Raw genomic sequence first — 24,813 nt, 5'->3', positions numbered from 1 at the left:
CGTGTTTACTAGCTTCATTAGGTTAGCACTCGTTAAAAATGAGCGCCAGCGAGGGGGCTAGTTATACCAATCATTTAAAACTTCAAGTAATTGTTTACTACAATTCACTAAGGATTCATCACTAAATTTAATTTTATCTTTATTTAAATTTATTATATACAATTCATTTTCAGGGACTGAAGATGAAAAGATATTAAAAAATATCACATCACGCTCATTTAAATTAGAATTAGAGACAAAGATTCTTTGAATTTCCTCTCCTTTTAAGCTGTTTAATTTTTCTTTATTTAGTATAGTAAAACCATAATCTTCAGTAATTATATCTTCACTATTTAAACAAACTTCCTTTCCATTTTTCAATTGAAAACACATTGTGCTCTTTTTTAAAGACACACAAAACATCATTGAAAAAGAGAATAACACAATAATAAAAAATTTATTTTTTTTCATAATAACCACTTTCTCCTGCTGGCGCTCGTGCTAGTTTGCAACTAGTACCGTACAGAGTGAAGACATAAATATAATCAATCATGAAAATCTCTACATCTTAAAGGCTTCTTATTTATTTTTAAATTATTCTTTTTTACTCATATTCTGTACTCGTTAGAAACGAGTACTGGCGGTGGCAGGGGCCAACTAGGGAGGTTTTAATCGCATTTTCTAATCTGAGAATCGACTAAATGGTAACAATTTTGAGTATCCTTTTTAATAAGCCAAGCAGAAATATCTCTAAAAGAAATAACAGATTTACCTACGTAATTACTCAAATCTATATTAAAATCAGTTTTAAATAATAAGTCGTTTTGTTTATTGATTACTACAAATACAACATTATTGTTAATGACAGTTGAAAGTATGGCTTTTTCCTGATAATTATTCAAGTCTATCAGATTAGCAATTTTGCCTTGAGTGACTAAAATGTAATCATTTTCCTTAAAATCAATATACCAATTAAACTTGTTTTTATTGTTTTGACAGGTATCATTTTTACTAATAATGTTCTCCAATTCTTTTATCAATTGTTCGTTCTTAAAAAAAACTAGATTCGAGTGTGTTGTTGAATCTTCCTTTTGAGCATAAGAGAATAAAGTACAGAAGAAAATTAATACAAATATTTTGAAATTGAATGATCTCATAATTTAAGTTTTTTTGTGTGATTTTATTTTATAAAAAAGAGCGTCTCATATGAGAAGCTCCTTTTAAATTTTTAATTCGCTGTTGCGAAAAAGTAATTTCAATGATTTATGTAATTACTTCGAACATTCGCAATTTATTAAAGAAATTGATTTAAAGTTTTCCTTTTTTATTCTCTATCGAGCTACAGCGCATAACAAACGCTAGGCTTTAACGAAAATGTTGCAAACGCGTGAGACGTGCTGAATTAAAACACATAAATTCGATTTGTTATTTTATGTTTTTCTTCATCAATAGATGCTTTTAACTCAAGAGGCTCAGAAGAGTAGTCAAAAGTTATAGCATGAATAGTTGATATCATATGTGTACCATTATAATATAAATCTATGGTATCTCCACAAGTAATAAAAGGGCTACTTGGCGTATCGTAATTATCCTCTCCGCACTTCCAAATATGCATAGAGCCAACATTGTATTTATTATAAAAACCAAGTATCACTGGATCCTTAATTCCTGTTATAGGCCTAGATTCTTTAAAGTCGTCCATAACATTATTTTTCAATAGATAATCCTTGAATTCTATGAGGTCTTGAGTACTCTCCTTATGTTTTGCTTTTCTTACGAACTTATCACTTGCGCAAGATAAAAAACAAAAACAAATCAATAATAATAAAAAATTTTTCATAGCTATTTACTTATGAGTTTTTTGCATTTCTTGACGAAGTTCACAAGCACTCGTAGAACATCCACTTCTAGGGTTATTTGGTAAATTATTAGCTGCTCTAACATGTGGACGCCATGCTTCATAACCTCCAATCAAATTTTCTTCAAGAAACATTTCACTACGAATCATATTAATAAAGTTAGGCGCATTAGAGACTGCTTCTCCACGACTAGTTCCTGCCGTACCTTCAATTGTGTCTCCTGTCGCAGAAATATATTGTAAATTCTCCTACTGGCACTAGTGCTAGTTTGCAACTAGTACCATACAGAGTGAAGACATAAATATAATAAATCATGAAAATCTCTACACCTTAAAGGCTTCTTATTTATTTTTAAACTATTCTTTTTTACTCATACTCTTTACTCGATAGAAATGAACACTAGCAGTTTTATTGATTGACTAAAAGATACTTAAAAGTCAAAGAAAACAACGTTGATAAACCAATAGAAAATAAAAAATGCCTCTCCATTACAGAGAGGCATTTGTATTTAAGATTTTTAGTACTTGTTTCGCTTTCGCGAAAGCGATACTAGTATCTATATTTAATAGTTAATGTACATCCAGCTTGCAATATCTTCAGTATCTGGATCATTAAACTTAATTACATAGAAGTAAGTCCCTACTGGAAGTAATCCATCACCAGCGGCTACTCCTGTATTAGGAATACCTGTAAACTCAACATAGTTATTTGCTCTAGTCTCATAAACGACTGAACCTAATCTATTGAATACTTTCATTTCAAAATTCGAAAACTGATCTACACCAGGAATAGAGAACGTATCGTTAATACCATCATTGTTAGGTGAGAAACCTTCTGGAACCTCTACCTCACAAGTTTCTACTACAAAGTTAAAAGTTGACGTGTTATAACAACCTGTAATATTATTCTCAATTCTTGCATAAATAGTACCTCCAGCAACTACTGTCGATGTAGATATCGAGTTGCTACCAGCGTCTGCATCGCTTTGAGTTGCGTGATAACTAACCGTAAAATCTACTGCCGACTGACCATTTAAGATTGCACTGTCATTTACTGTAAAATCAAATGATGTTGCTCCATCGATAGGCGACTCATCACATTCTGTAACGTCTACACCAGTTCCTATGGTAGGTACTGCATTTACTACTAATTCAAATGTACCAGTTGTAAAACAGTTTGCATCTTGAAGGTTTGAAACTCTTGCATAAATCGTTTCTCCCATAGAATCAAAAGCTCCAGGCGTTAAGATCTCATTCAAGTTTGCATTTGCATCTGCTTGAGATAAGAAATAAGTTACACCATATTCTGTACTAGATTGAGTTCCTAAAATCCCATTATCTTGAGAAGTTAAGTCAAAAACTTCTATCCCATCTGCATTAGTTGGGTCATCACATAATTCTAAATCTGGTACAGCTGTATAAGCTGCTGTAGAGAAATCAATATCTAACTCTACAACTTCAAAACAACCTGTTGCAACTTCTTCTACTCTAACAAACACAGTTTCACTAGTGCTAACATCATAAGCTGTTATACTAGTTAATGGGTTTGATGCAGCATCTGCATCTGCCTGATTACCAAATGGAGTAACACTAAACGCAACTGGATCTAGTCCATTAAGAATTTGAGTATCACGCGCTGTTAAATCTACTTGAGCCGCCGAACCTGTTTGAGCACATACTATAATATCATTAGGCTCGACAACTGTAATTTCTGAAGCTACATCTATACAAATGGTTTCTGTATATGTACAGCCAAAACTATCTGTAAATATGTAGTCATAACAATGTTGCCCAGCAGTAGTAGGTGTCACGGTAATAACATTTCCATTTGTTGCGGTAATATCTGCATTTGCAGCCCATTCTTGAGAAACTTCACCAGGAGTATACCTTTCTGCGTCAGGAACAATTAATGGGTTAAAATTGATACCCCATTCAAAAATATAACCGTTATCACTACCTAAGTTATCTACAATTCTAAGGCACCATAATCCATTAAGAGATGTTCCTGCAAATGTAGAGAAAGGATCTTCTGCAAGGTAATCTCCTGCAGGAAGTGTAGACACTGCTCCAGAAGCTTGTAAAAGAGTCTGTGTAGCACTAGGTGCTTCCGTAAAATTATAAACAAATCCTACTCCAGGAGTTAAATCTGAATCAACATCAATAGGTACACCTAAAAATGTATTTCCACCACCACCGGTTTTTACATCAATTACTGCACCGTTAGGAGCAGTTAAGGTAATATCTAAATCTCCTAAATAACTATGTTCCATATTAATGAAGAAGCCTAGTAAGTCTGCTGCACTACTAAGCGTTGCTCCAGGAGCAAAACCACTTACATCAATACAAGTTTCATAAAATGTTGTACCACTATCATCTGGTAAAAATGTTACACCTGAAACTGGAGGTGCAACTTGTGATGCAAATTCAGTTGCTACAACCATTCCAGTAATGTTCGTAGATTCTCCAAAACAGATAGAAGTATCTGCAGCTACAGTACCAGTAAAGTCTGGTGTAGTAGATACTTGTATAACAATATCTTCTAAAGATCTATCTCTACAACCGTCTGGTGCGGTAGCGACGAAGTCTATTCTATAAACACCTGGATCATTAAAAGTCTGTTGTAAAGTAGTTCCCAAAGCCTCTGTACCGTCAGGTAATATAAATTTATAGGTTGCTCCAGCAGAATCATTTGAAAATGTAGCTGAACCAGTAAAGTCTACAACTTCACCTTGACATAATCTAAGGATACCGTCTGCATCAATTGCAGGTACGGTTACTATATCTGTAGTAATAGTTTGACATGTGTCAAAACATTCTACAGCAGCTTGCCAGCCAGTTGAAGTTCCTGCTCCATTAGAAATAAAAGTAAAAGTTAAACACCCTGAGGTATTTGTAGCACTTGCTAGAAGTGTTCCTGGAGACGTAGTTCCTTGAAAAACACCTAAAAAAGGAGCTGTATTACTATCTCCATCATAAGCAAGAAGAATATCACCGAACTGTGTGTCAAATGAATTAAAAGTTACTCGCATAGCATCTGTTTCAAATGGAGAACAGAAAGTAATAGTAAAACTTTCACTAACAGCATAATCACCAGTAATACCACCTGAGTCTGTAAAGCTACCTGAACAAGTAACAAACTCACCGTCGGTCATAGGAAAGTCTTGTGCGGTTGAGAAGGCTGTAAAAAATAGTATGCCTATACAACTAAGAATAAAGTTTTTCATAAATATAGTATTGCGTTTTGGATATGGTTATAACTACCTGCAAAATAATCAAATTCATTAACCCATTATTAAGAAATTATAATTTCTATGAACTGTTTATCAAACAAATTTACACAATTAGATAAAACACGTATTTATTCGGTATAACGCATAAAAAAACCGCTTGATGTGATCAAGCGGTTTAAATAAATTATTAAAAAGATAGATTATAGCTCTTCTTTTTCAGGTTTTGGCTCTTTAGGAGTCAATTTTCCATTTGTTTTAGTCATGGTATCAAACATCACTGGTGTTGCAATGAACACAGATGAATATGTACCTACTATTACACCGATAATTAACGCTAGCATAAATCCTTGTATAGACTCACCACCGAATATGAAGATAGCAAGCAATACAATTAATGTAGTTAAAGATGTATTTAATGTACGTGATATAGTACTACTTATTGCAGAGTTAACCGTTCTAGGGAATTCCCAATTAGTACGCTCGTTGATGAATTCACGTATTCTATCAAATACAACCACTGTATCATTCAGTGAATAACCAATAACGGTTAAGATCGCTGCAATAAACGCCTGATCTATTTCCATGTTAAATGGCAACACTTTGTATAATACAGAGAACGCACCTAATACAATAATAACATCATGGAATACAGCTGCTACTGCACCTAATGAGAATTGCCACTTACGGAAACGTATTAAGATATAAATAAACACCACGATAAGAGATCCTAAAATCGCATAAAGTGAACCTGTTAGAATATCATCTGCAATAGATGCACCTACCTGGAAAGAAGATCTAATACCGTGCTTCTTGTTTTCGTTACTCACATCAGCGAACTGAGCTTGTGACATGTCGCTAGGTAAATAAGGTTTAAGAACTTGATATAATTTATCTTCTATTTCCTGACTTACTTCACTATCATCTCTATCAATACCATACTTCGTACTAATTTTTAATTGATTTCCAGAACCATAAGTTTTCGCCTCAGCACTACCGAAGATATCTTCGGCACTTAGTTGCTTTGTGATCTCTGTTGCATTAACATCTTGAGCAAAACCTACAATTACAGTACGTCCACCAGTAAAGTCAATACCCATGTTCAACTTATTAGTTGCTAGAGAGATTAAACTTCCTACAACTAAAACACCAGAAATAATGTAAGCCATCTTTCTCTTTTTCAAGAAGTCGATATTTACATTTCTAAACCAGTTTTTTGTAATAGATGTTGAGAATCCAATAGTTTTCCCATTACTTACATAACCATCAACAAATAATCTTGTGATAAAGATTGCTGTAAATAATGAAGTAAGAATACCTATCATTAATGTAGTTGCAAAACCTTGAATAGGTCCTGTTCCAAATACATAAAGAATAACAGCCGTTAAGAATGTTGTAACGTTTGCATCTAGAATAGAACTTAATGCGTTGTTGAAACCATCTTTAATACTGTCTGCTTGTGATTTACCTTTTGCAAGTTCTTCACGTATTCTTTCAAAAATAAGTACGTTAGCATCTACCGATATACCGATAGTTAATACAATACCTGCAATACCAGGTAAAGTTAGAACTGCTTTAAGAGATGCAAGAGCTCCAAATATGAATAGTATGTTTACTAAAAGAGCAATATCTGCATATAAACCTGCACGACCATAATAGAAGAACATCCATACTAATACTAATAAAAGAGCGATTCCAAATGACCATAATCCACTGTCAATAGCTTCTTGACCTAATGATGGTCCGATCACGTCACTTTGAATAATTTCTGCTTTTGCAGGTAATTTACCAGCTCTAAGAACTGTTGCAAGATCTTTAGCCTCATCAATTGAGAAGTTACCAGAAATTTGAGTCTGTCCACCAGAAATAGCACCGTTAGTTACATTAGGCGCACTGTACACTGTATTATCTAAAACTACAGATACTTGAGATTGGTTTTGATAAGCTTCAGCAGTCATATCTTCCCAGATCTTAGCACCTTCACCATTCATAGACATACTCACTACTGGTAGTCCAGAGTTACCATACTGCTGGCTTGCATCTGTAATAACACCACCAGTAAGTGGCGCTTCATTTTGAGAGTTACCTTTTAATGCATATAAATCTATAATTTCATAACCTAACGCTTCATTAAGAACAGGAAGTCCCCATGCAAATTTCACATTGCGTTGTTCTGAAGTTAATTTACCTCTAGCTTGTGGGTCATTGATATAACTATCTATCAAGTCTTTATCTTCTGCTTTAAAAGCTGCAAGTGCTCCATTAGGAGATTGAAACATTCTACTAAAGATAGGACTCTTATCAAAGTCTGCATTAGAAGGTCCATCTGTAGAAGCTTCTTCTTCATTTTCTTGATTTAATAAATCTCCTAGACCAGCCTCAGTAGAATCTGTAGCTACTTCAGTTTGTGCTGCAAGATCGTCTGTTGCAACAGCTTCTTTTTGAGATGCCGCGCTAGCTGCAAGCTTTGCTGCCCAGTAGGTATTTGCTTCGTTTAAATAAGAAGCAATTGCATTAGGTTGGTACACATGCCAAAACTCTAATTGTGCCGCCTTAGTAAGGATATCCTTAATACGCTTTACATCAGTCTCACCAGGTAATTCAATAAGAATACGACCAGAAGTACCTAATTGCTGTAAGTTAGGTTGTGTAGTACCGAATTTATCGATACGCTTTCTAAGTACATCAAATGCACTAGTCATGTAGTCCTTAAGCTCTTCTCTAAGAATAGGCTCTACATCAGAATTACTCATGTCAAATTCAATTCCACGAGTTTGCATTTCCTGATTTGCAAAAATATCTGGAGACGCAAGTTGTGCTCCATCTATGTTATTAAATTCTTCAATGAAATAGTTAAAGTAGTCATCCTGACCATCTTTAATTCTTTCATCTGCTGCATCTAGCGCTCTATTAAAATCAGGGTCAGTAGAATCGTCTGCCATTCCTGTTAATAGATCACGTACAGATACTTGAAGAATTACGTTAATACCACCTTTAAGGTCAAGTCCTTTCTTAAGTTCTTGATTCTTTGCGTCAGCATAAGTTGTAAATCCACCCCATACATCTTGTGATGCTACAGAGTCTAAATAATGTTTTTGAGCCTCGCTCTTTAATGAAGATGCGTTTACAGCACTTTCATCTACTTTAGAACTAGAATAAACATCAGCATCACCTTCTACTTTATTAGTAATAAACGTGTAGGTAAGCTGGTAAATACTAGCTATTGCAAAAATGATCGCGAAAAAACGGATCAATCCTTTATTTTGCATGTTGTTATATTTTTAGGTTAAATTTAAAAGTCGGCAAATATGAGATTTACCTTTTATATGGACAATTCATTTGTCCTTTAAAAACGAAATATTTATCATCAAAAGAATGATAACCTTTCTTAGACACCCATTAATACATGAATATCTATTTATGTAGAATAAACTGGTTAACAACCAGACCTAAGAAATAGGGCCTGCTCTTACTTCTGGAATTTTATAGGTAGAATCATTAAAAGCAAATAAGACGTCGCCTCTAACTTTTACCGCTATCGCAGTTAATTGATTGCGACTATCAATAGTAACAACAGGACTTACAAAGCCTAAAACTTGCGAGCCTCTATTATAATCTTGTTTTAATTCAAAGTAACACTTACCCTCATTATCAAATCCTGAAACGACATTTTCTTGAATCTCATAAACATCTATTTGATAATCTCGTATATTCTCTTTTACAGGCTCGTCTCCTACATGATATAATGCAGTTGCTACACCTGTTGAATCATCTAGATCTTTAAATAATTGTTCTTTTACATTTTGAATAGCTAGATGACTGTAATAAGACACTTTTAAAGAGCCATTATCTAGACTAGAAATAGTTACATTTCTAGCACCTAAACTCAATAATTGAGCCTTTACGGTTTCTATTGCTAGATCTTTAGAAGAAGTATTTTCACCTTGTATAAATGTAAGTAGAACCTCTTGATTAGGTACATCTACACTTTGTTGTTCTACAACAAAATAAGAGATTATAGCGATCAGTGCGCCTATGTACCATTTTACATTCACGTGCCAAATATAAAGAATTACATCTGCTTTTACACTAACCCTATTTATTTAAAGTCTAGCAGTCATAATAACTACATAATTTATTGATTTTCAATTATTTATTTATCAATTAAAATATGATTACAAGTTCCGCTTTCGCGAAAGCGGAATACAGAAAAACAATTAAAACACACATAAGCTACTTAGAAAACATAAGGCATAAAAAAACCGCTCACATGGAGCGGTTTATATAATAAAATGTATCTAATCTCTAGATAAGTGCGTTAGTAGCTTTTACACCTTCTGCACTTGCTTGCATTGCAGCTTTTTCAGCATCACTTAAGTTTATCTCTACGATCTTCTCGATACCATTTCTACCTAATACAACTGGCACACCTATACAAAGGTCAGAAAGTCCGTACTCGCCATCTAATAAAGTACTACATGGGAATATTTTCTTCTGGTCACAAGCGATAGCCTGTACTAGTCCAGAAACAGCAGCACCTGGTGCATACCATGCACTTGTACCTAAAAGACCTGTAAGAGTTGCTCCACCTACTTTAGTAGCTTGAAGTACCTCATCTAATCTTTCTTCAGACAAGAATTCACTTGCTGGCACAGAATTACGAGTTGCAAGACGTGTTAATGGAACCATTCCTTTATCAGAGTGACCACCTATAACCATACCATCTACATCAGATATCGGCGCTTCAAGAGCTTCGGCAAGACGGTATTTGAAACGTGCACTATCTAAAGCACCACCCATACCTATAATTCGGTTTTTAGGTAATCCTGTTACTTTGTGCGCAAGGTAAGTCATGGTATCCATTGGGTTAGAAACCACAATTAAGATAACGTCTGGAGAATGCTTTACTAGACTTTCTGAAACAGACTTTACAATACCTGCATTAATACCTATTAATTCTTCACGAGTCATTCCTGGCTTACGTGGAATTCCTGAAGTGATAACAGCGATATCGCTACCAGCAGTTTTTGAGTAATCATTTGTCGCTCCAGTAATTTTAGTATCAAAACCATTTAATGATGCTGTTTGCATCAAGTCCATTGCTTTACCTTCGGCAAAACCTTCTTTGATATCTACTAATACTACTTCACTTGCAAAATTTTTGATTGCAATATACTCTGCACAACTAGCGCCTACTGCACCTGCTCCTACTACGGTAACTTTCATGTTATAATGATTTAATTTATAGTATAATTTAAGGCCTAAAATGGCTCTAAGCAAAAATAAACAAAACGCCCATAATTAAAGACAAAGTAGCCTTAAAACTATGGACGTTAAGATCCCAAAAAGGATAATTAATGTATAAACTCTTAAATTCTGAAAAATACGGACGCACTTGCCGTGTCATATTCTCCAAAACTATAATCTGCATTGATATTAAATGCTCCCAAAGTTAATTTTGCACCTAAGGTTCCTAAAACACCACTTACATCACTTTTTAATGACAAAGGATCTTCAACGGTACTAGAAACTGGAAAAATAACCGTGTTAGATCTAAAGGTATATGTACCTTTTAAATCTGTTGTAGAATTTCCTGAAACGTAATTAAGACCTCCATAAAAATTAAGAACTTTAAAATTTGTACTTGCAATAGCAGCAAAATTGTAAGCGTTTGTTTTAGTTTCTAATAACTGGTCACTACCTTCTACCACTGCGCCATCTTCAAAATCATAAGAAGCATCCAACCTTGTAAACGCGCCTAAAACAGAAACAGAAACTGGCAAATTATTCACTCCATCTTCATTAGTAAAAAACTGTGTCAGTTCCCACTGTAAACCTACACCGTAAAGACCTGTTTCTACCTCATCTGTTTCTATTTTTGGTATAAAACGGGCTTTAACCTCTAGACCAGCACCTAGACCTACTCCTACTTGAAAAAATGCCGATGGCACCACATCAAGACCTGTACTACCTATTCCCTGAGCTAGCGTTATAATATCTTCTTGTAATAATAAATTTGTATTTGACTCTCTACTCCTTATTATTAAGGACTCATCTGGATTATTTTCACCGAGAGCACTGGCTACTAACCTAGGTGTCGTACTACCATCACCAAAAGTTACCGAGATATTTGCTGAAGGATTACCTGTATTATTATAACTATCCTGTATGATACGTTCATACTCTAATGGATCTAGAACAAATGACTTCTTTTCATCTGGAGCAAAAGTACTTTGAGCTTTAATTTGTAATTTAAACTTACCAGGCTGTAACACCTTACCACTTTCATACCATCCAGAGGCTAGATTATAGGTAAAAGCTTCAGCTGCTGGAGCAGTGTAAGAATTTGCATATTTATCTGCCGCCTCTACACCTGCCGCAAGAATATCAGAAAAGCCATTTTGCGCCTGCGATAAGCACCCAAAACAACACAGCACGATAATTACTATATTTTTATTCAGTTTCATATTCTTAAATTTAAACTATAATTGATTAAACTTAAATAAATCACCTTTTATAAAAAGCCGACCGTAAAAGTACCCTTTAAAAACAGAACATAAAAAAAGCCCTCTATAAAAGAGAGCTTTTTTAAATTATCACGTACTTTATCTATGCATCAATATTTGCATAAATCGCATTTTTCTCTATAAACTCTCTACGAGGTGGTACTTCATCACCCATTAACATAGAGAACACACGGTCTGCCTCTGCAGGACTATCTATGGTAATCTGACGCAATGTTCTAAATTCAGGATTCATAGTAGTATCCCAAAGCTGATCTGCATTCATCTCACCTAATCCTTTATAACGTTGAATAGCTGCTCCACCACCGAAACTTTCTGCTATTTCATCACGATCTTTATCTGACCATGCATAGCGTTTTTTAGCACCTTTTTTCACAAGATATAAAGGCGGCGTTGCTATATAAATATATCCCAGTTCCACTAACTCCTTCATGTAACGGAAGAAGAAAGTAAGAATTAAAGTTGCAATGTGAGAACCATCAATATCGGCATCACACATAATAACAATTTTATGGTAACGTAGTTTCTCAAGATTCAATGCCTTAGAATCTTCTTCAGTTCCTATAGTAACACCTAGAGCGGTATAAATATTACGAATCTCTTCATTTTCAAAAACTTTATGCTGCATCGCTTTCTCAACATTAAGAATTTTACCTCTTAACGGCAGGATAGCTTGGAACTCACGGTCACGACCTTGTTTTGCCGTACCACCTGCAGAGTCTCCTTCAACAAGGAATACCTCACACAAAGTTGGATCAGTTTCAGAACAGTCAGAAAGTTTACCAGGTAAACCACCACCACTCATTACCGTTTTACGTTGCACCATCTCACGAGCTTTGCGCGCCGCATGACGTGCTTGAGCTGCAAGTATCACCTTTTGAACAATTATTTTTGCGTCATTAGGATGCTCTTCTAGATAATCTTCAAGCATTTGAGACACCGCTTGAGAAACAGCACTTGTTACCTCTCTGTTACCTAATTTCGTTTTTGTTTGTCCTTCAAATTGTGGCTCTTGAACTTTTACAGAAACAATAGCAGTAAGCCCCTCACGGAAGTCATCTCCTGCAATATCAAATTTTAATTTATCTAATAAACCAGAACCATCAGCATACTTCTTTAATGTAGAAGTAAGACCACGACGGAAACCAGCTAGATGCGTTCCTCCTTCATGCGTATTAATGTTATTTACATAAGAATGTAAATTTTCAGAATAACTATCGTTATAAATCATCGCTACTTCTACAGGAATACCATTTTTCTCACCTTCCATAGAGATCACATCTTCTATAATAGGCTGGCGAGTATCATCTAAGAAACGTATAAATTCTTTAAGACCTTCTTCTGACTGGAATACCTCAGTAATATTATTCCCTTCTTCATCTTGTCTTCTAGCATCAGTAAGGATAATTTTTATTCCTTTATTTAAAAATGCTAGTTCACGTAACCTATTTGCTAGAGTATCATAATTATACTCTGTAGTCTGTTGAAATATAGAACGGTCTGGAGTAAAAGTAACATCAGTACCTCTTTTATCTGTTTCACCTATAGCCTTAACAGGATACATAGCTTTACCACGCTCATATTCTTGCTCCCATATTTTACCATCACGGTAAACGGTCGCTTTTAAATGATCAGAAAGTGCATTTACACAACTAACACCAACACCGTGTAGTCCACCAGATACTTTGTAAGAATCTTTATCAAACTTACCACCTGCACCGATTTTAGTCATTACTACTTGTAATGCAGACACTCCTTCTTTTTTATGAATCCCAACAGGAATACCACGACCATCATCAGTCACGGTAACACTGTTATTCTCATTTATCTGTACAGTAATATTATTACAATGTCCAGCAAGCGCTTCATCTATAGAATTATCAACCACCTCATAAACTAAGTGATGCAAACCTCTAACTCCTACATCTCCTATATACATGGATGGACGCATGCGCACATGCTCCATTCCTTCTAACGCCTGAATCTGATCTGCGCCGTAATTTTTATTATTTTCTTCGCTCATAAATACGTATGATTTTTACTGCTATTTGCGTAATACACAAATATAAGAAACCACTAATGTTTATAGGCCTTAACCATTAAAATAGCAGCTTAAGTTATTAACAAATTATTAATAGGCATATGGCATTAATATTGATTAATTTAGGTCTATCATAATCAACAACTCATACTATGAAAAATATTCAAATTATTCTCTTATGTCTAACCTGCTCATTTTTCTCCTTTGCACAAAATGAGAGCGACCTAACTTTCTCTCAACTAGATAAAAGTCCACTAGATGTGGTTATGTATCGCGACGCAAATAAAGCCGCTGTTGCTAGAGTAATCTACAGCCGCCCATCTAAACGTGACAGAGAAATTTTCGGAAAATTAGTTCCTTATAACCAAGTATGGAGAACTGGCGCAAATGAAGCGACTGAGATCGCGTTTTATAAGGATGTGAAATTCAATAATGAACTAGTAAAAGCAGGCACCTACTCTCTTTACACTATTCCGAGTGAAAATAATTGGAAATTTATACTTAACACAGACACCACACAATCTGGACTTGAATATGACGCCTCTAAAAACCTAATCACCACCACTATGGACGTACTACCATCACCACAAGAAATAGAGTCCTTCTCTATAAGCTTTGTAGAACAAAACAATGGAGGTATGTTATTCTTAGGTTGGGACGACACTATCGCTAGCGTACCTTTTACCGTGGTAAATCCCTAAGGTATATTTAAATACTTATGAGTTTGCAAAGAGACTTGCCATTCTGGATTTTCCATAACGAATTCGGTAATAAATGGAATCATTTTTTCACGCACAGACCACTCTGGCTGTAAAAAAAGCTTGCATGTAGAAGATACTTTTTCAGATTCCGCTTTCGCGAAAGCGAGATCATGACGATTAAATACGATTACCTTAAGCTCATGTGCTGCTTCATAGACTTCAGGAAGTGGCATTTTTGCTTTTTTAGGCGATAAACAAATCCAGTCCCAATGACCAGAGAGCGGATAGGCTCCACTGGTTTCAATATGCACATCGAGAGAGGCATTTTTTAAACCTGTAGTAAGAGGTTCCATATTCCATGTAAGAGGCTCTCCTCCTGTCACTACTATAGTTTTACTATACTTTGCTGCATTTACCACGATTTGATCCACACCTGTAGGTGGGTGTTTTTCTGGATCCCAGCTCTCTTTTACATCGCACCAGTGACATCCCACATCACAACCACCTACTCTAATAAAATAAGCCGCGCGACCAGTATGATATCCTTCACCCTGAATGGTGTAAAATTCTTCCATTAAAGGCAACATAGTACCTTTTTCAACCTGTTGCTGTATTGTTTTCTCTAGCATCTTGCAAAGATACGTTAGCTTTTACATTATTTATAACAGAGTAACATATGATAAATTAATACATTTGTAAAAAATATAATCCCTCAACTATATTTTATTCAAATACTTAACCATACTCACTCTTTACTTTCTTCATGAAAAAATTCTTTTATTTACTTATAATAATCTCTAGCCAGATTATTACAGCCCAAGTAGGTGTCAATACTTCAACCCCTGATGACGGCTCTGCATTACAAATAGATAGTACAACTGGCAGTTTTGTCCCTCCTAGAATGGATACTGCCGCAATGAATTTAATCCCAACGCCTCTAGAAGGCTCTATTGTATTTAATACGGATACAAAATCATTACACATTTATACAAATTCAAATTGGGAGAACCAGGCAGTTCCCACCATTCCACAAATCACTTTGTATAAAAGTTTTAATGGAACTGAAGATATAGGAACCGATTCTAACTTTCATCAATTCCCTATAGGTGAAGGTTCTGGAGAAATTCTCTCTTCAGACCCTACACATTTTGATGTTATATCTGACGGAAAAATTAGAATACTAAAATCTGGAACTTATCAAATAAGCGGAGGGATTTCATTGCGTAATGTTAATAGTGGAGATCATAAATACATATTAGGTGTTTTTATAGACTCCAGTCGCAAAGGTTATTTATGTCGTGGATACGCTAATATACCTGGAAGTAACGATTACTGGGGTGCTTCTGGGGTGTTTCAATTTAAAATCACAGCTGGTCAAGTGCTCGACCTACGTTTTTATCTAACTAATAGCGAAACAGTAGAACCATTAGACTTTTGTGATATAGGGATCTTAAGAGTATCCGATTAAATAATACCATTTAAAGACATTACAAAAACAGTTCTTCGTTATTGCAGAACTGTTTTTTTTATACCCAAATTTTTGAATTACTTTTGAGGAAACACTTTTTTCATGTCCCAAAAAGATGAATTTTTCAAATATATAACTGACGGTTACAGCCCAAAAGGCGATGCTATCATTATGGGTGCTGCAATGTTAGACGGCGAGACGTTAACAAATGCACATGTAAAAATCCCATTAAAAACTATGAACCGTCATGGTTTAATAGCTGGTGCCACAGGTACTGGGAAAACAAAAACGTTACAAATAATAGCCGAGCAACTATCACAACAAGGTGTACCTACTCTATTGATGGATATAAAAGGGGACCTTTCTGGTATAGCTGCAGAAAGTCCTGGACATGAAAAAATAGATGAGCGTCACGAAAAAATAGGTCTATATTTCAAAAAAAGAAAATCACCTGTAGAAATCATGACTATTTCTGAACAAGACGGAATTAAAATGAGAGCTACCGTGAGCGAATTCGGCCCGGTGCTTTTATCAAGGATTCTTGATGTTACAGAAACGCAAGCCGGTATTATATCAGTAGTTTTCAAGTATTGTGATGATAATAAGTTACCTCTACTAGACCTAGATGATTTAAAAAAGGTATTACAATATGCTACTGGAGCAGGTAAAGAAGAATTCCAAAAAGAGTATGGCCGCATATCTACATCTTCTACTGGTGCAATTCTTAGAAAACTTATCGAACTAGAACAACAGGGTGCTCAACGTTTTTTTGGAGAGCGTAGTTTTGATGTTAAAGATCTAGTAAGAAAAGATCGTGACGGTAACGGATATGTTAATGTAATAAGACTTACCGACATACAAGACAGACCTAAGCTTTTCTCTACGTTTATGCTAAGCCTGCTGGCTGAAATATATTCTACTTTTCCTGAACAAGGTGATAGTGATAAACCTGAGCTTATTTTATTTATAGACGAGGCCCATTTAATTTTTGACAACGCAAGCAAAGCATTACTAAGTCAAATAGAGAGTATTGTAAAATTAATACGTTCTAAGGGAATAGGTCTTTATTTTGTAACTCAAAACCCAACAGATATACCTGAAGGGGTATTAAGTCAACTAGGACTTAAAATACAGCATGCACTAAGAGCTTTTACTGCAAAAGACAGAAAAGCCATAAAGCTTACCGCACAAAATTATCCTGAAACAGATTATTACAACACTGCCGAAATACTCACATCGTTAGGTATAGGAGAAGCTTTAATAAGCGCACTAGATGAGAAAGGAAGACCTAGTCCTCTAGCTGCAACCCTATTGCGTGCTCCAGAAAGTCGCATGGATGTTCTATCTGACAGAGAACTAAGTGATCTCATTGCAGATTCTGAACTTACTGATAAGTACAATGAAGAAATAGATCGAGAAAGTGCTGAAGAAATTCTACAGAAAAAAATTGAAGAGGCAAATGAAGAAGAGATCAAAGAAAAGGCGGCAAAGGAAAAAGCAAAAGCTCGTAAATCTTCTACTTCTAGAACTAGCACCAGACAGAACCCTATCCTAAAAGTATTAACCAGCGCTTCTTTTATTAGAGGAGTAATGGGAATTTTAGGTAAAGCGTTAAAATAATTTAAGAGTTAAAATACTAATAAGAACTGTAAAATAAATAATGCAAAACTCGTGTAGTTTCTCTAGCAATTGTAATTTTACATCTTTAAATAAAAATATGAAAAAAGTAATAGCGTTAATTGCCGTAATAGTCGTACTAGCTAGTTGCTCTAAAGATCAAGATCCATTTGAATGGAATAAAGATCGTGTAGGTCACCTGACTAAAGACATGAAAGTATTTCAATTAGATAGCATTTATGCAAACGATAGTATTGTAAGAGCGGTCAAAGGAGATGAATTTAGTAATGGCGCAAACCAAATAGAGATCTTTGAAAAAGGTGGAGCACATTTATTAACTCTTACACCTAGTGAAGCGCTAGATAGTACAGCTACTATTGAGAATATTATTATACGTGACGAGCGTTTTACTACTTTAAAAGGTATTACTAAAAACAGTACTTATAAAGAGATAAGTACAGCATACAAAATAAGTAGTGTAGATAACATGATCGACGATGCTGTAATATGGGTAAATGAAGAAAATTTTTATTTCACAATATCTAAAGATGATTTACCTACTGATGTGAAATTTGACATTAGTGCTTCTATAGAAAAAACGATGATTCCAGAAGACACCAAGCCACTTTATATGTTTGTATCCTGGTAATTTAAATACTCATGAAAAAAACACTTCAAAAAGCCATACCTAAACTGTATGGCTTTTATTTTAATACGATTCACCTATTCTCTAAAGAAAAGGCAGCAAGTCTAGCACTCAAAGTATTCAGCATACCTAGAAGAGGTAAAATTGCAGAACATCAAAAAGAGTTTCTTAGTACGGCTAGAACACAAAAGATAGCCTTTGAAGATGGCTTATTTCAGCTCTATCACTGGAAAGGTAACGGTCCTACAGTCTTATTAAATCATGGTTGGGAATCTAACGCCTACAGATGGAAATACCTTATTGAACCATTACAGAAACTAGACTATAACATAATCGCTATAGACGCACCTGCCCACGGAGCTTCTGACGGTGAATTATTTACCGCTGTAAAATATTCAAAAGTTATTACGACGGTTATTGATTTATATGAGCCTAAAATAGTAATCGCTCATAGTGTAGGCGCCATGGCTACTATATATCAAGAATCAAATCATCCACATAATTTTATAGAGAAATTAGTTTTATTAGGTAGCCCTAATAAACTAGAAGTTATTATGCGCGATTATCAAAACATAACTAGCTTCAATAACTCTGTTTATGGTAGTTTAAACAACTTACTTAAAAACACTTTTGGCTTTCTAATAGAAGATTTTGTAGCTGCAGATTTTGCAGAGAAAATTCAAATCCCTTCCCTAATTGTCCATAATCCGCAGGATGTGATTGTACCCTATGCTGCAATGGATGAAATAGCTGCAAAAATGCCTAATTCCAGCACTTATACATCTCAAACCGGTGGTCATAGTTTGTACACTCCAGAAGTGATAGAAGAGGTTCTAAAGTTTCTGGCGAGACCTTAATTACATTTATATTAACCTATAGTGATTGATTACTAAGCAAATTAATTATAAATTCATTAAAATAAATTAACCGCATTTATTACACATAGATAAAATTTCAAAAGAGTAAAGAAGAGCTAACAATTTCATTAAGAAATAACTGACCCTTATGACTGATCAGATTCCTACTACTAAGATACGCCAGCTATTCATCCTATTAATCATAATAGGTATTCTATTCTTGATAGGCATGGAACTACTTCCTTATTTAGGAGGCGTTTTAGGTGCTGTTACTTTATTTATTTTACTCGCACCACTTCAAGAGAAGCTTGAAAAAAGAAAATGGAAACCTGCACTAGCCGCAACGCTCCTTATGTTCTTATCATTTGTGATTATTCTATTACCTATTGCAGGAATAGGATTGATGCTTACTTCTAAAGTAAAGACAGCTATCCAGAACAGTACAGCTATAACCGACGCTATAAAATCAGAGATTTCCAAAGCTGAAGAACTAGTAGGAATGAATATTTCTGAAAACATAAATTCTAGTGAAGTAAGTACATGGATATCCCAAAACATCCAAGATCTCGCAAACTCTAGCCTTACCGTAACCATATCTGTAGGGATTATGTTCTTTTTATTATACTTCATGTTAACAGAGCGCAAAAAATGGCTAGCAACTGCATTAGTTTATTTACCACTCAAAGAAGAAAACACAAAAAATATAGGTAAGGAAAGTATAGACTTAGTAAAATCAAACGCCATAGGCATCCCACTAGTGGCATTACTTCAAGGTGTTGTTGCTTTGGTAGGTTACTTCATATTCGGCGTGGATAACCCATTCTTTTGGTTTGTAATCACCATAATAGGTAGTATGATTCCATTTGTAGGAACAGCTTTAGGAATATTACCGGTGTGTATTTTATTATTCTCACAAGGAGATACCACTGCTGCTATAGGAATACTGATTTATGGCGCCGTGGTTGTAGGTTCTACTGATAATTTATTTAGACTGGTAGTGCAAAAACGCCTAGCCGACGTACATCCACTAGTTACACTTATAGGTGTAGTAGTCGGTGTACCTCTATTCGGTTTTATAGGGCTTATCTTTGGACCTTTATTAGTAAGTTTATTTTTACTACTCGTAAAAATTTACAAAAATGAATATGGCAAACAAGGTAAGAAGATATAGTCTTGTTAATTGAGTAGATTTATTTTTTAAGATTCCGTATTTTTAACCCAAATTAAAATTGAATGAGCAAAGCATTTAAACTTCAAGATAAAATAGACGAAACTTACATTGAACAACGCAAATTGTTCATTTGGGGAATGGTAGATGATAAAACAGCTAGACATTGTGTAGACAGATTATTGTACCTAGATTCTTTAAGTAATGAAGAAATCACTTTTGTAATTAATAGTCCAGGTGGTTATGTAACTGCTGGTTTTTCTATTTATGACACGATGCAAGAAATTAAAAGCCCAGTAAGCACTGTATGTAGTGGTCTTGCTGCATCTATGGGCTCTTTACTTCTTTCTGGCGGTACTAAAGGACGTCGCATGATACAAAAACACGGTCGTGTAATGATACACCAGCCTAGTGGTGGTGCTCGTGGTACCAGTGCAGACATTGAAATCACTGCAAACGAGATTCTTAAAACCAAAGAATTAAGTGCTCAAATTCTTGCAGACAACTGTGGACAGACTTTTGAAAAAGTGATGAAAGATTTTAACCGTGATTACTGGCTAGGTGCTGATGAAGCTTTAGCATACGGAATCGTGGATGGTATTTTATAAATAACATAACACATTTATTCAAAAAGCCAGCTTATCTTTAAGCTGGCTTTTTAATTTCATAAAAATGGTTAGAGATTACTTAAACGCTTACTTTAGAACAATTTCATTTATCTTTTTAATCTTGTTCGGTATTTATGCGATACTTACTATAGGTTCAGAAGAATACTTAAAATCATTTGTCACTTCTTTTTCATACACCTTACTGCCAGTTGTAGTAGGTAACATTCCCATCGCCTGGCTTTATTATTACATCCATAAAAAATTAACTAAATGAAACTAACTCCTTTTCACCTAGCTATTCCTGTCAAAGAAATCACCACTACACGTGCGTTTTATCGCGATACATTAGGCTGTAAAGAAGGACGCAGTTCTGACCATTGGGTAGACTTTGATTTCTTCGGCCATCAACTAGTTATACATGTGACAGAAGAGGCTCAAAAAGCAGCCATTAATGCCGTAGATGGCAAGGCCGTTCCTGTTCCACATTTTGGTGTCGTTCTAGAATGGGATATTTTTCACGCTTTCGCGAAAGCGGTAAAAGAAAAAGGAATCAAATTTATAATCGAGCCGTATATAAGATTTGAAGGACTGCCAGGCGAGCAAGCCACTATGTTCTTTCAAGACCCAAGCGGAAATTCATTAGAATTTAAGTCTTTTAAGGACTTTGATCAAATATTTGCATCATGAGACTATTCAGAAAAAAAATAAATTTACCTGACGAAGATTACACACTAGAAACGGTAGAACAAACTACTGTCGCAGATGTGGATGACGCGATAGAAAAAGAAGAAAGTATTACTTCTACTATTGCAAATTCTGGCTTTTTAAAAAAATATGCCAAGCTAGGTAAGATCATGTTTATGATGATTAAAGATTATCGTAAAGGCATTTATACGAACATCCCATGGTTTACCATTGCTGCCATTACTACAGGATTATTATATGTTTTTAGCCCCATAGACCTTATCCCAGATTTTATTCCAGGATTAGGATTTATAGATGACCTAACAGTCCTCTCCTTTGTAACCGGATGGATCGAGACCGACTTACATAGATATCTAGACTGGAAGTTGAAGGAGAAGGCTTATTTAGAGGATTAGAACACTGTCAATTCTAAAGAATTTATTCTTTAATTTTTATTTCATCTAATAATTTAAAAACGATCTGTTTTGAATCATTTAATGGAATCACAAATTTTCCATTGGAATCAATTACTCCATATTGATTAGACTCTTTTACGAAACCAAGTGATTGAGGATATATACTGCTTTTGAGTTTATAAAATGAATGATCTGGCGACTCTTCATTTTGAAAGACTGACAAGGAATCAAATCTATAATCTGTTAATTGCTTCCCAGCAGAATCAAAAACCGCCCATTTACTATCCTTTTTAAATCCTATAATTCCCTCGAATTCTCTTATAAAGGTAGTGTGTTCAAAAGGAATTAAAACCTTGCCTTGTAAATCAATTAATCCCCACTTTTTATTTTTTATTGTAGCTGCAACATTCAAATGGGGATACATTAAACCAATATCATCGGATTCAAAAATAATTTCTCCTTTACTATTTAGGAAACCAACTTTGCCATTCTCTTTCCAAAAGACAGTAAATTGCTTAATGTAAAACGGACTGATCAGTTTAAACTGAGGTTTGATTACTTCGAATCCTTTTTTATCTATGAAGCCGTATAAATTATCAACACGAATTTTTGCTTTGTTAAAATAATATTCCCCAAATGCGGTATATTTTAAATCAGTTATAAAACTTCCATCTGTCTTTACTAATGCGTAGTGGCTGTCTTTGCCAACTAAAAGAGTATCTTGTCCTAGCTTTTTAAAAGAACTGAATTCTGGCTCCAAAATTACATCGCCACTCAAATCATAAATACCATGTACTTGTGTGGAATTATAGGAAACACTGTAACGTCCTTTATTTATTTTTCCAAACTTCCTTTTACTAACTAAAAGTTTATCTTTTAAAAGATTTATACTTTTAAAATGTAGAGGCAAAATCAATCTGTCATTTTTACCTACTACACCATAAATATCATCCCAATAATATTCGCCTTCATTTCTGACTTTGTAAAGCGAATCATTCAGGATGTAAACCTTATAATATTTAATAGGTAGCACAATATTATTTTTCCTATCAATTACACCTACTTTTTTATTTAAACAGACAACACCATTACCCTTATAAAAATCTTTGGCATAATTATATTGAGGAGTTATAACCACACTATCCCCTAATTTGTAGCCATATACACCTTGCTCTTGAAAAGACTTCAGATCTTGTGATAAACAACTTATACCGCTAAAACAGAACAGGAAAATTATTAGAGAATTAGTCATTAGTTTACATCTAAGAATCTATTAATACTTTTTACTTAGAAGAGTAAACCAATTCCCCATTACTGTAAGTAGCACTAACTTTCAAATTAGGAACTTGTTCTATAGCAACTTCCATTAAATCTTTATCTAACATAATAAAGTCGGCTGCTTTTCCTATTTCTAGACTTCCTTTTTCATTTTCTTCAAAATTAGAATAAGCTGCCCAGATAGTCATACCTCTTAAAGCTTCTTCTCTTGAAAGAGCCTGGTCTGCACGGAAACCATTTTCTGGAAAACCGCTAGTGTCTTTTCTTGCAACTGCGGCATAAAAGGTCAAAAACGGATTTACCTGCTCCACAGGGTAATCAGTACCTAGAGCTAGCATATTAGACATACCCAAAAGCTTCTTATAAGCATAAGCTCCTTGAATGCGCTCTTCTCCTACTCTATCTTGCGCCCAATACATATCGCTAGTAGCATGAGTAGGCTGCACCGACGGAAGAATATTTTCTGTATCAAAAAACTCAAAATCTACTGGATCAACGATTTGAGCGTGTTCTACTCTCCATCTTCTGTCTTTTTTATCACTAAGTAATTCCTTATAGTTTTTTAAAACCACATAATTAGCACTATCACCTATCGCATGGGTATTCATCTGGTAGTCAGTAGCTGCGATACGCTCTGCAATACCTCTGAAATCTTTTACACTGCTTAATAACGCACCATAATGATCGTGTTTATCTGAATAGGATTCTTTCATTGCAGCACCGCGACTACCTAGAGCGCCGTCTGCATAGAACTTTACCGATCTTACATTTAGGTGATTTGTTTTTACCACTCCTTTATTTAAATAATAATCTAAGTTTTCTGGTGTGTTAGAAATCATCGCATAGATCTTCATTTTTAAAGTTCCATCTTGTTGTAGACTATCGATAAGTTCTATGGTAGAACGCATTAAACCAGCGTCATCCACCGTAGTAATTCCATAACCGAAGTTGATCTCCTGAGCATCCATTAAAGATTTAATAGACTCTTCAGTAGTTTCTGCAGGGAAAACCGCTTCTACAAGTTCCATAGGATTGTCCACTAAAATTCCAGTCAACTTTCCTTCTTTAATTTCAATAGCTCCACCGAATGGATCTGTATCCACAGTAATACCAGCTAATTTCAAAGCGGCATCATTTGCAATCATCGCATGACCATCTATTCTTGTTAAAGCAACAGGAATGTCTGGAAATAATTCATTAAGCTTTTCATTAGTAGGAAATTCTTTTACATACCAATCATTTTGATCCCAACCGCGTCCTATAATAAAGCTTTTGCTATTCTTCTCTTGAAAATTTACAACCTCTTGTACCACCTCATCATAGCTAGACGTACCGACTAGATCTACACGCTGTAATTGCTGTCCTAAACCATAAAAATGACAGTGAGCATCTATTAAACCAGGATAAATAAACTTACCAGAAGCATCTATAGTTTTAGCAGCCTTTAAGTTTTGAGCTTTTAAAGCTTCCTTGCTACCTACAAAAACAACTTTACCATCTTTTACTGCCATAGCAGTTGCCGTGGAGAAGTCCTTATTTACAGTATAAATTTGAGCATTTTCAATAATGAGGTCTGCTGTGTTTTGTTCTTTCTCTTGACAAGAAATAATCAACACAAGCGCTAGTAAGGAGAGAATTTTTTTCATGATGTGAAAATAAGTCACAGAAACTTTTAAAACAATTAATTACTGCAGCTTGTATACATGCTGACAATTATAGTTTTTAAACATAAAAAAAACTC

At 34.8% G+C, this 24,813-nt stretch carries 23 protein-coding genes; 10 read left to right on the top strand and 13 right to left on the bottom strand.

Annotated elements, in window-relative coordinates:
- Window positions 1-57: 57 nt before the first annotated feature.
- The 10 genes from LY01_RS11920 to gyrB form a co-directional block, all read right to left on the bottom strand.
- Window positions 58-450 carry a hypothetical protein gene (locus LY01_RS11920; RefSeq protein ID WP_146080428.1) on the bottom strand — a complete coding sequence of 131 codons (393 nt, stop codon included), beginning with the start codon at window positions 448-450 and terminating at the stop codon, window positions 58-60.
- A gap of 197 nt (window positions 451-647) precedes the next feature.
- Window positions 648-1,136 carry a hypothetical protein gene (locus LY01_RS11915; protein WP_104516084.1) on the bottom strand — a complete coding sequence of 163 codons (489 nt, stop codon included), beginning with the start codon at window positions 1,134-1,136 and terminating at the stop codon, window positions 648-650.
- 245 nt (window positions 1,137-1,381) lie between these two features.
- Window positions 1,382-1,819 (bottom strand): hypothetical protein, encoded by a 438-nt coding sequence (locus tag LY01_RS11910; protein ID WP_104516083.1) that lies wholly within the window; start codon window positions 1,817-1,819, stop codon window positions 1,382-1,384.
- A 6-nt stretch (window positions 1,820-1,825) separates the two neighbouring features.
- Window positions 1,826-1,987, bottom strand: a complete 162-nt coding sequence (locus tag LY01_RS15165; RefSeq protein ID WP_170034623.1) for a hypothetical protein — start codon at window positions 1,985-1,987, stop codon at window positions 1,826-1,828.
- A 413-nt stretch (window positions 1,988-2,400) separates the two neighbouring features.
- On the bottom strand, window positions 2,401-5,061 hold the full coding sequence (locus LY01_RS11905; RefSeq protein WP_104516082.1) for a T9SS type B sorting domain-containing protein: 2,661 nt from the start codon (window positions 5,059-5,061) through the stop codon (window positions 2,401-2,403).
- A 206-nt stretch (window positions 5,062-5,267) separates the two neighbouring features.
- Entirely contained in the window at window positions 5,268-8,333 is a 3,066-nt protein-coding gene (secDF, locus tag LY01_RS11900) for a protein translocase subunit SecDF (RefSeq protein ID WP_104516081.1), read from the bottom strand.
- A gap of 180 nt (window positions 8,334-8,513) precedes the next feature.
- Entirely contained in the window at window positions 8,514-9,119 is a 606-nt protein-coding gene (locus tag LY01_RS11895; RefSeq protein WP_104516080.1) for a hypothetical protein, read from the bottom strand.
- 250 nt (window positions 9,120-9,369) lie between these two features.
- Window positions 9,370-10,290: a malate dehydrogenase gene (mdh, locus tag LY01_RS11890; protein ID WP_104516177.1), complete on the bottom strand. Its 921-nt coding sequence runs from the start codon at window positions 10,288-10,290 to the stop codon at window positions 9,370-9,372.
- 143 nt (window positions 10,291-10,433) lie between these two features.
- Window positions 10,434-11,531: a DUF6588 family protein gene (locus tag LY01_RS11885; RefSeq protein WP_104516079.1), complete on the bottom strand. Its 1,098-nt coding sequence runs from the start codon at window positions 11,529-11,531 to the stop codon at window positions 10,434-10,436.
- Window positions 11,532-11,673: 142 nt separating this feature from the next.
- Complete coding sequence (gene gyrB / locus LY01_RS11880) at window positions 11,674-13,611, bottom strand: DNA topoisomerase (ATP-hydrolyzing) subunit B (protein WP_104516078.1); 1,938 nt, start codon at window positions 13,609-13,611, stop codon at window positions 11,674-11,676.
- A gap of 170 nt (window positions 13,612-13,781) precedes the next feature.
- On the opposite strand from gyrB, the gene LY01_RS11875 reads away from it, so the two are divergent.
- Window positions 13,782-14,330, top strand: coding sequence for a DUF2911 domain-containing protein (locus LY01_RS11875; RefSeq protein WP_104516077.1), 549 nt, complete (start codon window positions 13,782-13,784; stop codon window positions 14,328-14,330).
- On the opposite strand, the gene LY01_RS11870 is transcribed toward LY01_RS11875, so the two are convergent.
- Window positions 14,327-14,959, bottom strand: coding sequence for a 7-carboxy-7-deazaguanine synthase QueE (locus LY01_RS11870; protein WP_104516076.1), 633 nt, complete (start codon window positions 14,957-14,959; stop codon window positions 14,327-14,329). The two genes, LY01_RS11875 and LY01_RS11870, sit on opposite strands and share 4 nt — an antisense overlap.
- Before the next feature lie 134 nt (window positions 14,960-15,093).
- Between LY01_RS11870 and LY01_RS11865 the strand changes: the two genes are divergently transcribed.
- The 9 genes from LY01_RS11865 (at window position 15,094) to LY01_RS11825 (ending at window position 21,794) form a co-directional block, all read left to right on the top strand.
- Window positions 15,094-15,798 carry a hypothetical protein gene (locus LY01_RS11865; protein ID WP_104516075.1) on the top strand — a complete coding sequence of 235 codons (705 nt, stop codon included), beginning with the start codon at window positions 15,094-15,096 and terminating at the stop codon, window positions 15,796-15,798.
- A gap of 102 nt (window positions 15,799-15,900) precedes the next feature.
- The gene (locus LY01_RS11860; RefSeq protein WP_104516074.1) at window positions 15,901-17,418 is read left to right on the top strand and encodes a helicase HerA-like domain-containing protein; all 1,518 of its coding nucleotides are present in this window, start codon (window positions 15,901-15,903) and stop codon (window positions 17,416-17,418) included.
- Window positions 17,419-17,515: 97 nt separating this feature from the next.
- Entirely contained in the window at window positions 17,516-18,064 is a 549-nt protein-coding gene (locus tag LY01_RS11855; RefSeq protein WP_104516073.1) for a hypothetical protein, read from the top strand.
- Between the two features lie 11 nt (window positions 18,065-18,075).
- Window positions 18,076-18,918, top strand: a complete 843-nt coding sequence (locus LY01_RS11850) for an alpha/beta fold hydrolase (RefSeq protein WP_245890713.1) — start codon at window positions 18,076-18,078, stop codon at window positions 18,916-18,918.
- Window positions 18,919-19,066: 148 nt separating this feature from the next.
- Complete coding sequence (locus LY01_RS11845; RefSeq protein ID WP_104516072.1) at window positions 19,067-20,089, top strand: AI-2E family transporter; 1,023 nt, start codon at window positions 19,067-19,069, stop codon at window positions 20,087-20,089.
- Window positions 20,090-20,151: 62 nt separating this feature from the next.
- On the top strand, window positions 20,152-20,694 hold the full coding sequence (locus LY01_RS11840) for a ClpP family protease (protein ID WP_104516071.1): 543 nt from the start codon (window positions 20,152-20,154) through the stop codon (window positions 20,692-20,694).
- A gap of 64 nt (window positions 20,695-20,758) precedes the next feature.
- Window positions 20,759-20,968, top strand: coding sequence for a hypothetical protein (locus tag LY01_RS11835; RefSeq protein ID WP_104516070.1), 210 nt, complete (start codon window positions 20,759-20,761; stop codon window positions 20,966-20,968).
- Complete coding sequence (locus LY01_RS11830; RefSeq protein ID WP_104516069.1) at window positions 20,965-21,381, top strand: VOC family protein; 417 nt, start codon at window positions 20,965-20,967, stop codon at window positions 21,379-21,381. The genes LY01_RS11835 and LY01_RS11830 overlap by 4 nt, the downstream gene beginning before the upstream one ends.
- Window positions 21,378-21,794, top strand: coding sequence for a YkvA family protein (locus tag LY01_RS11825; protein ID WP_104516068.1), 417 nt, complete (start codon window positions 21,378-21,380; stop codon window positions 21,792-21,794). The genes LY01_RS11830 and LY01_RS11825 overlap by 4 nt, the downstream gene beginning before the upstream one ends.
- Before the next feature lie 22 nt (window positions 21,795-21,816).
- Here the strand turns inward: LY01_RS11825 and LY01_RS11820 are convergent, their stop codons facing one another.
- Both LY01_RS11820 and LY01_RS11815 read right to left on the bottom strand, forming a co-directional pair.
- Complete coding sequence (locus LY01_RS11820; RefSeq protein ID WP_104516067.1) at window positions 21,817-23,046, bottom strand: WG repeat-containing protein; 1,230 nt, start codon at window positions 23,044-23,046, stop codon at window positions 21,817-21,819.
- Between the two features lie 31 nt (window positions 23,047-23,077).
- Complete coding sequence (locus LY01_RS11815; RefSeq protein ID WP_104516066.1) at window positions 23,078-24,718, bottom strand: amidohydrolase; 1,641 nt, start codon at window positions 24,716-24,718, stop codon at window positions 23,078-23,080.
- Window positions 24,719-24,813: the final 95 nt, after the last annotated feature.

This window comes from Nonlabens xylanidelens, assembly GCF_002934445.1.
Lineage (GTDB): Bacteria > Bacteroidota > Bacteroidia > Flavobacteriales > Flavobacteriaceae > Nonlabens > Nonlabens xylanidelens.
Note: the sequence above shows the minus strand (reverse complement) of the source record. Positions and strands in the feature narration are given on the sequence as shown.

Excerpts from the sequence above, each read along its gene's own strand:
- LY01_RS11920 (WP_146080428.1), bottom strand. The coding sequence starts at position 450 with ATGAAAAAAAATAAATTTTTTATTATTGTGTTATTCTCTTTTTCAATG.
- LY01_RS11915 (WP_104516084.1), bottom strand. The coding sequence starts at position 1,136 with ATGAGATCATTCAATTTCAAAATATTTGTATTAATTTTCTTCTGTACT.
- LY01_RS11910 (WP_104516083.1), bottom strand. The coding sequence starts at position 1,819 with ATGAAAAATTTTTTATTATTATTGATTTGTTTTTGTTTTTTATCTTGC.
- LY01_RS15165 (WP_170034623.1), bottom strand. The coding sequence starts at position 1,987 with ATGATTCGTAGTGAAATGTTTCTTGAAGAAAATTTGATTGGAGGTTAT.
- LY01_RS11905 (WP_104516082.1), bottom strand. The coding sequence starts at position 5,061 with ATGAAAAACTTTATTCTTAGTTGTATAGGCATACTATTTTTTACAGCC.
- secDF (WP_104516081.1), bottom strand. The coding sequence starts at position 8,333 with ATGCAAAATAAAGGATTGATCCGTTTTTTCGCGATCATTTTTGCAATA.
- mdh (WP_104516177.1), bottom strand. The coding sequence starts at position 10,290 with ATGAAAGTTACCGTAGTAGGAGCAGGTGCAGTAGGCGCTAGTTGTGCA.
- LY01_RS11885 (WP_104516079.1), bottom strand. The coding sequence starts at position 11,531 with ATGAAACTGAATAAAAATATAGTAATTATCGTGCTGTGTTGTTTTGGG.
- gyrB (WP_104516078.1), bottom strand. The coding sequence starts at position 13,611 with ATGAGCGAAGAAAATAATAAAAATTACGGCGCAGATCAGATTCAGGCG.
- LY01_RS11875 (WP_104516077.1), top strand. The coding sequence starts at position 13,782 with ATGAAAAATATTCAAATTATTCTCTTATGTCTAACCTGCTCATTTTTC.
- LY01_RS11870 (WP_104516076.1), bottom strand. The coding sequence starts at position 14,959 with ATGCTAGAGAAAACAATACAGCAACAGGTTGAAAAAGGTACTATGTTG.
- LY01_RS11865 (WP_104516075.1), top strand. The coding sequence starts at position 15,094 with ATGAAAAAATTCTTTTATTTACTTATAATAATCTCTAGCCAGATTATT.
- LY01_RS11860 (WP_104516074.1), top strand. The coding sequence starts at position 15,901 with ATGTCCCAAAAAGATGAATTTTTCAAATATATAACTGACGGTTACAGC.
- LY01_RS11855 (WP_104516073.1), top strand. The coding sequence starts at position 17,516 with ATGAAAAAAGTAATAGCGTTAATTGCCGTAATAGTCGTACTAGCTAGT.
- LY01_RS11850 (WP_245890713.1), top strand. The coding sequence starts at position 18,076 with ATGAAAAAAACACTTCAAAAAGCCATACCTAAACTGTATGGCTTTTAT.
- LY01_RS11845 (WP_104516072.1), top strand. The coding sequence starts at position 19,067 with ATGACTGATCAGATTCCTACTACTAAGATACGCCAGCTATTCATCCTA.
- LY01_RS11840 (WP_104516071.1), top strand. The coding sequence starts at position 20,152 with ATGAGCAAAGCATTTAAACTTCAAGATAAAATAGACGAAACTTACATT.
- LY01_RS11835 (WP_104516070.1), top strand. The coding sequence starts at position 20,759 with ATGGTTAGAGATTACTTAAACGCTTACTTTAGAACAATTTCATTTATC.
- LY01_RS11830 (WP_104516069.1), top strand. The coding sequence starts at position 20,965 with ATGAAACTAACTCCTTTTCACCTAGCTATTCCTGTCAAAGAAATCACC.
- LY01_RS11825 (WP_104516068.1), top strand. The coding sequence starts at position 21,378 with ATGAGACTATTCAGAAAAAAAATAAATTTACCTGACGAAGATTACACA.
- LY01_RS11820 (WP_104516067.1), bottom strand. The coding sequence starts at position 23,046 with ATGACTAATTCTCTAATAATTTTCCTGTTCTGTTTTAGCGGTATAAGT.
- LY01_RS11815 (WP_104516066.1), bottom strand. The coding sequence starts at position 24,718 with ATGAAAAAAATTCTCTCCTTACTAGCGCTTGTGTTGATTATTTCTTGT.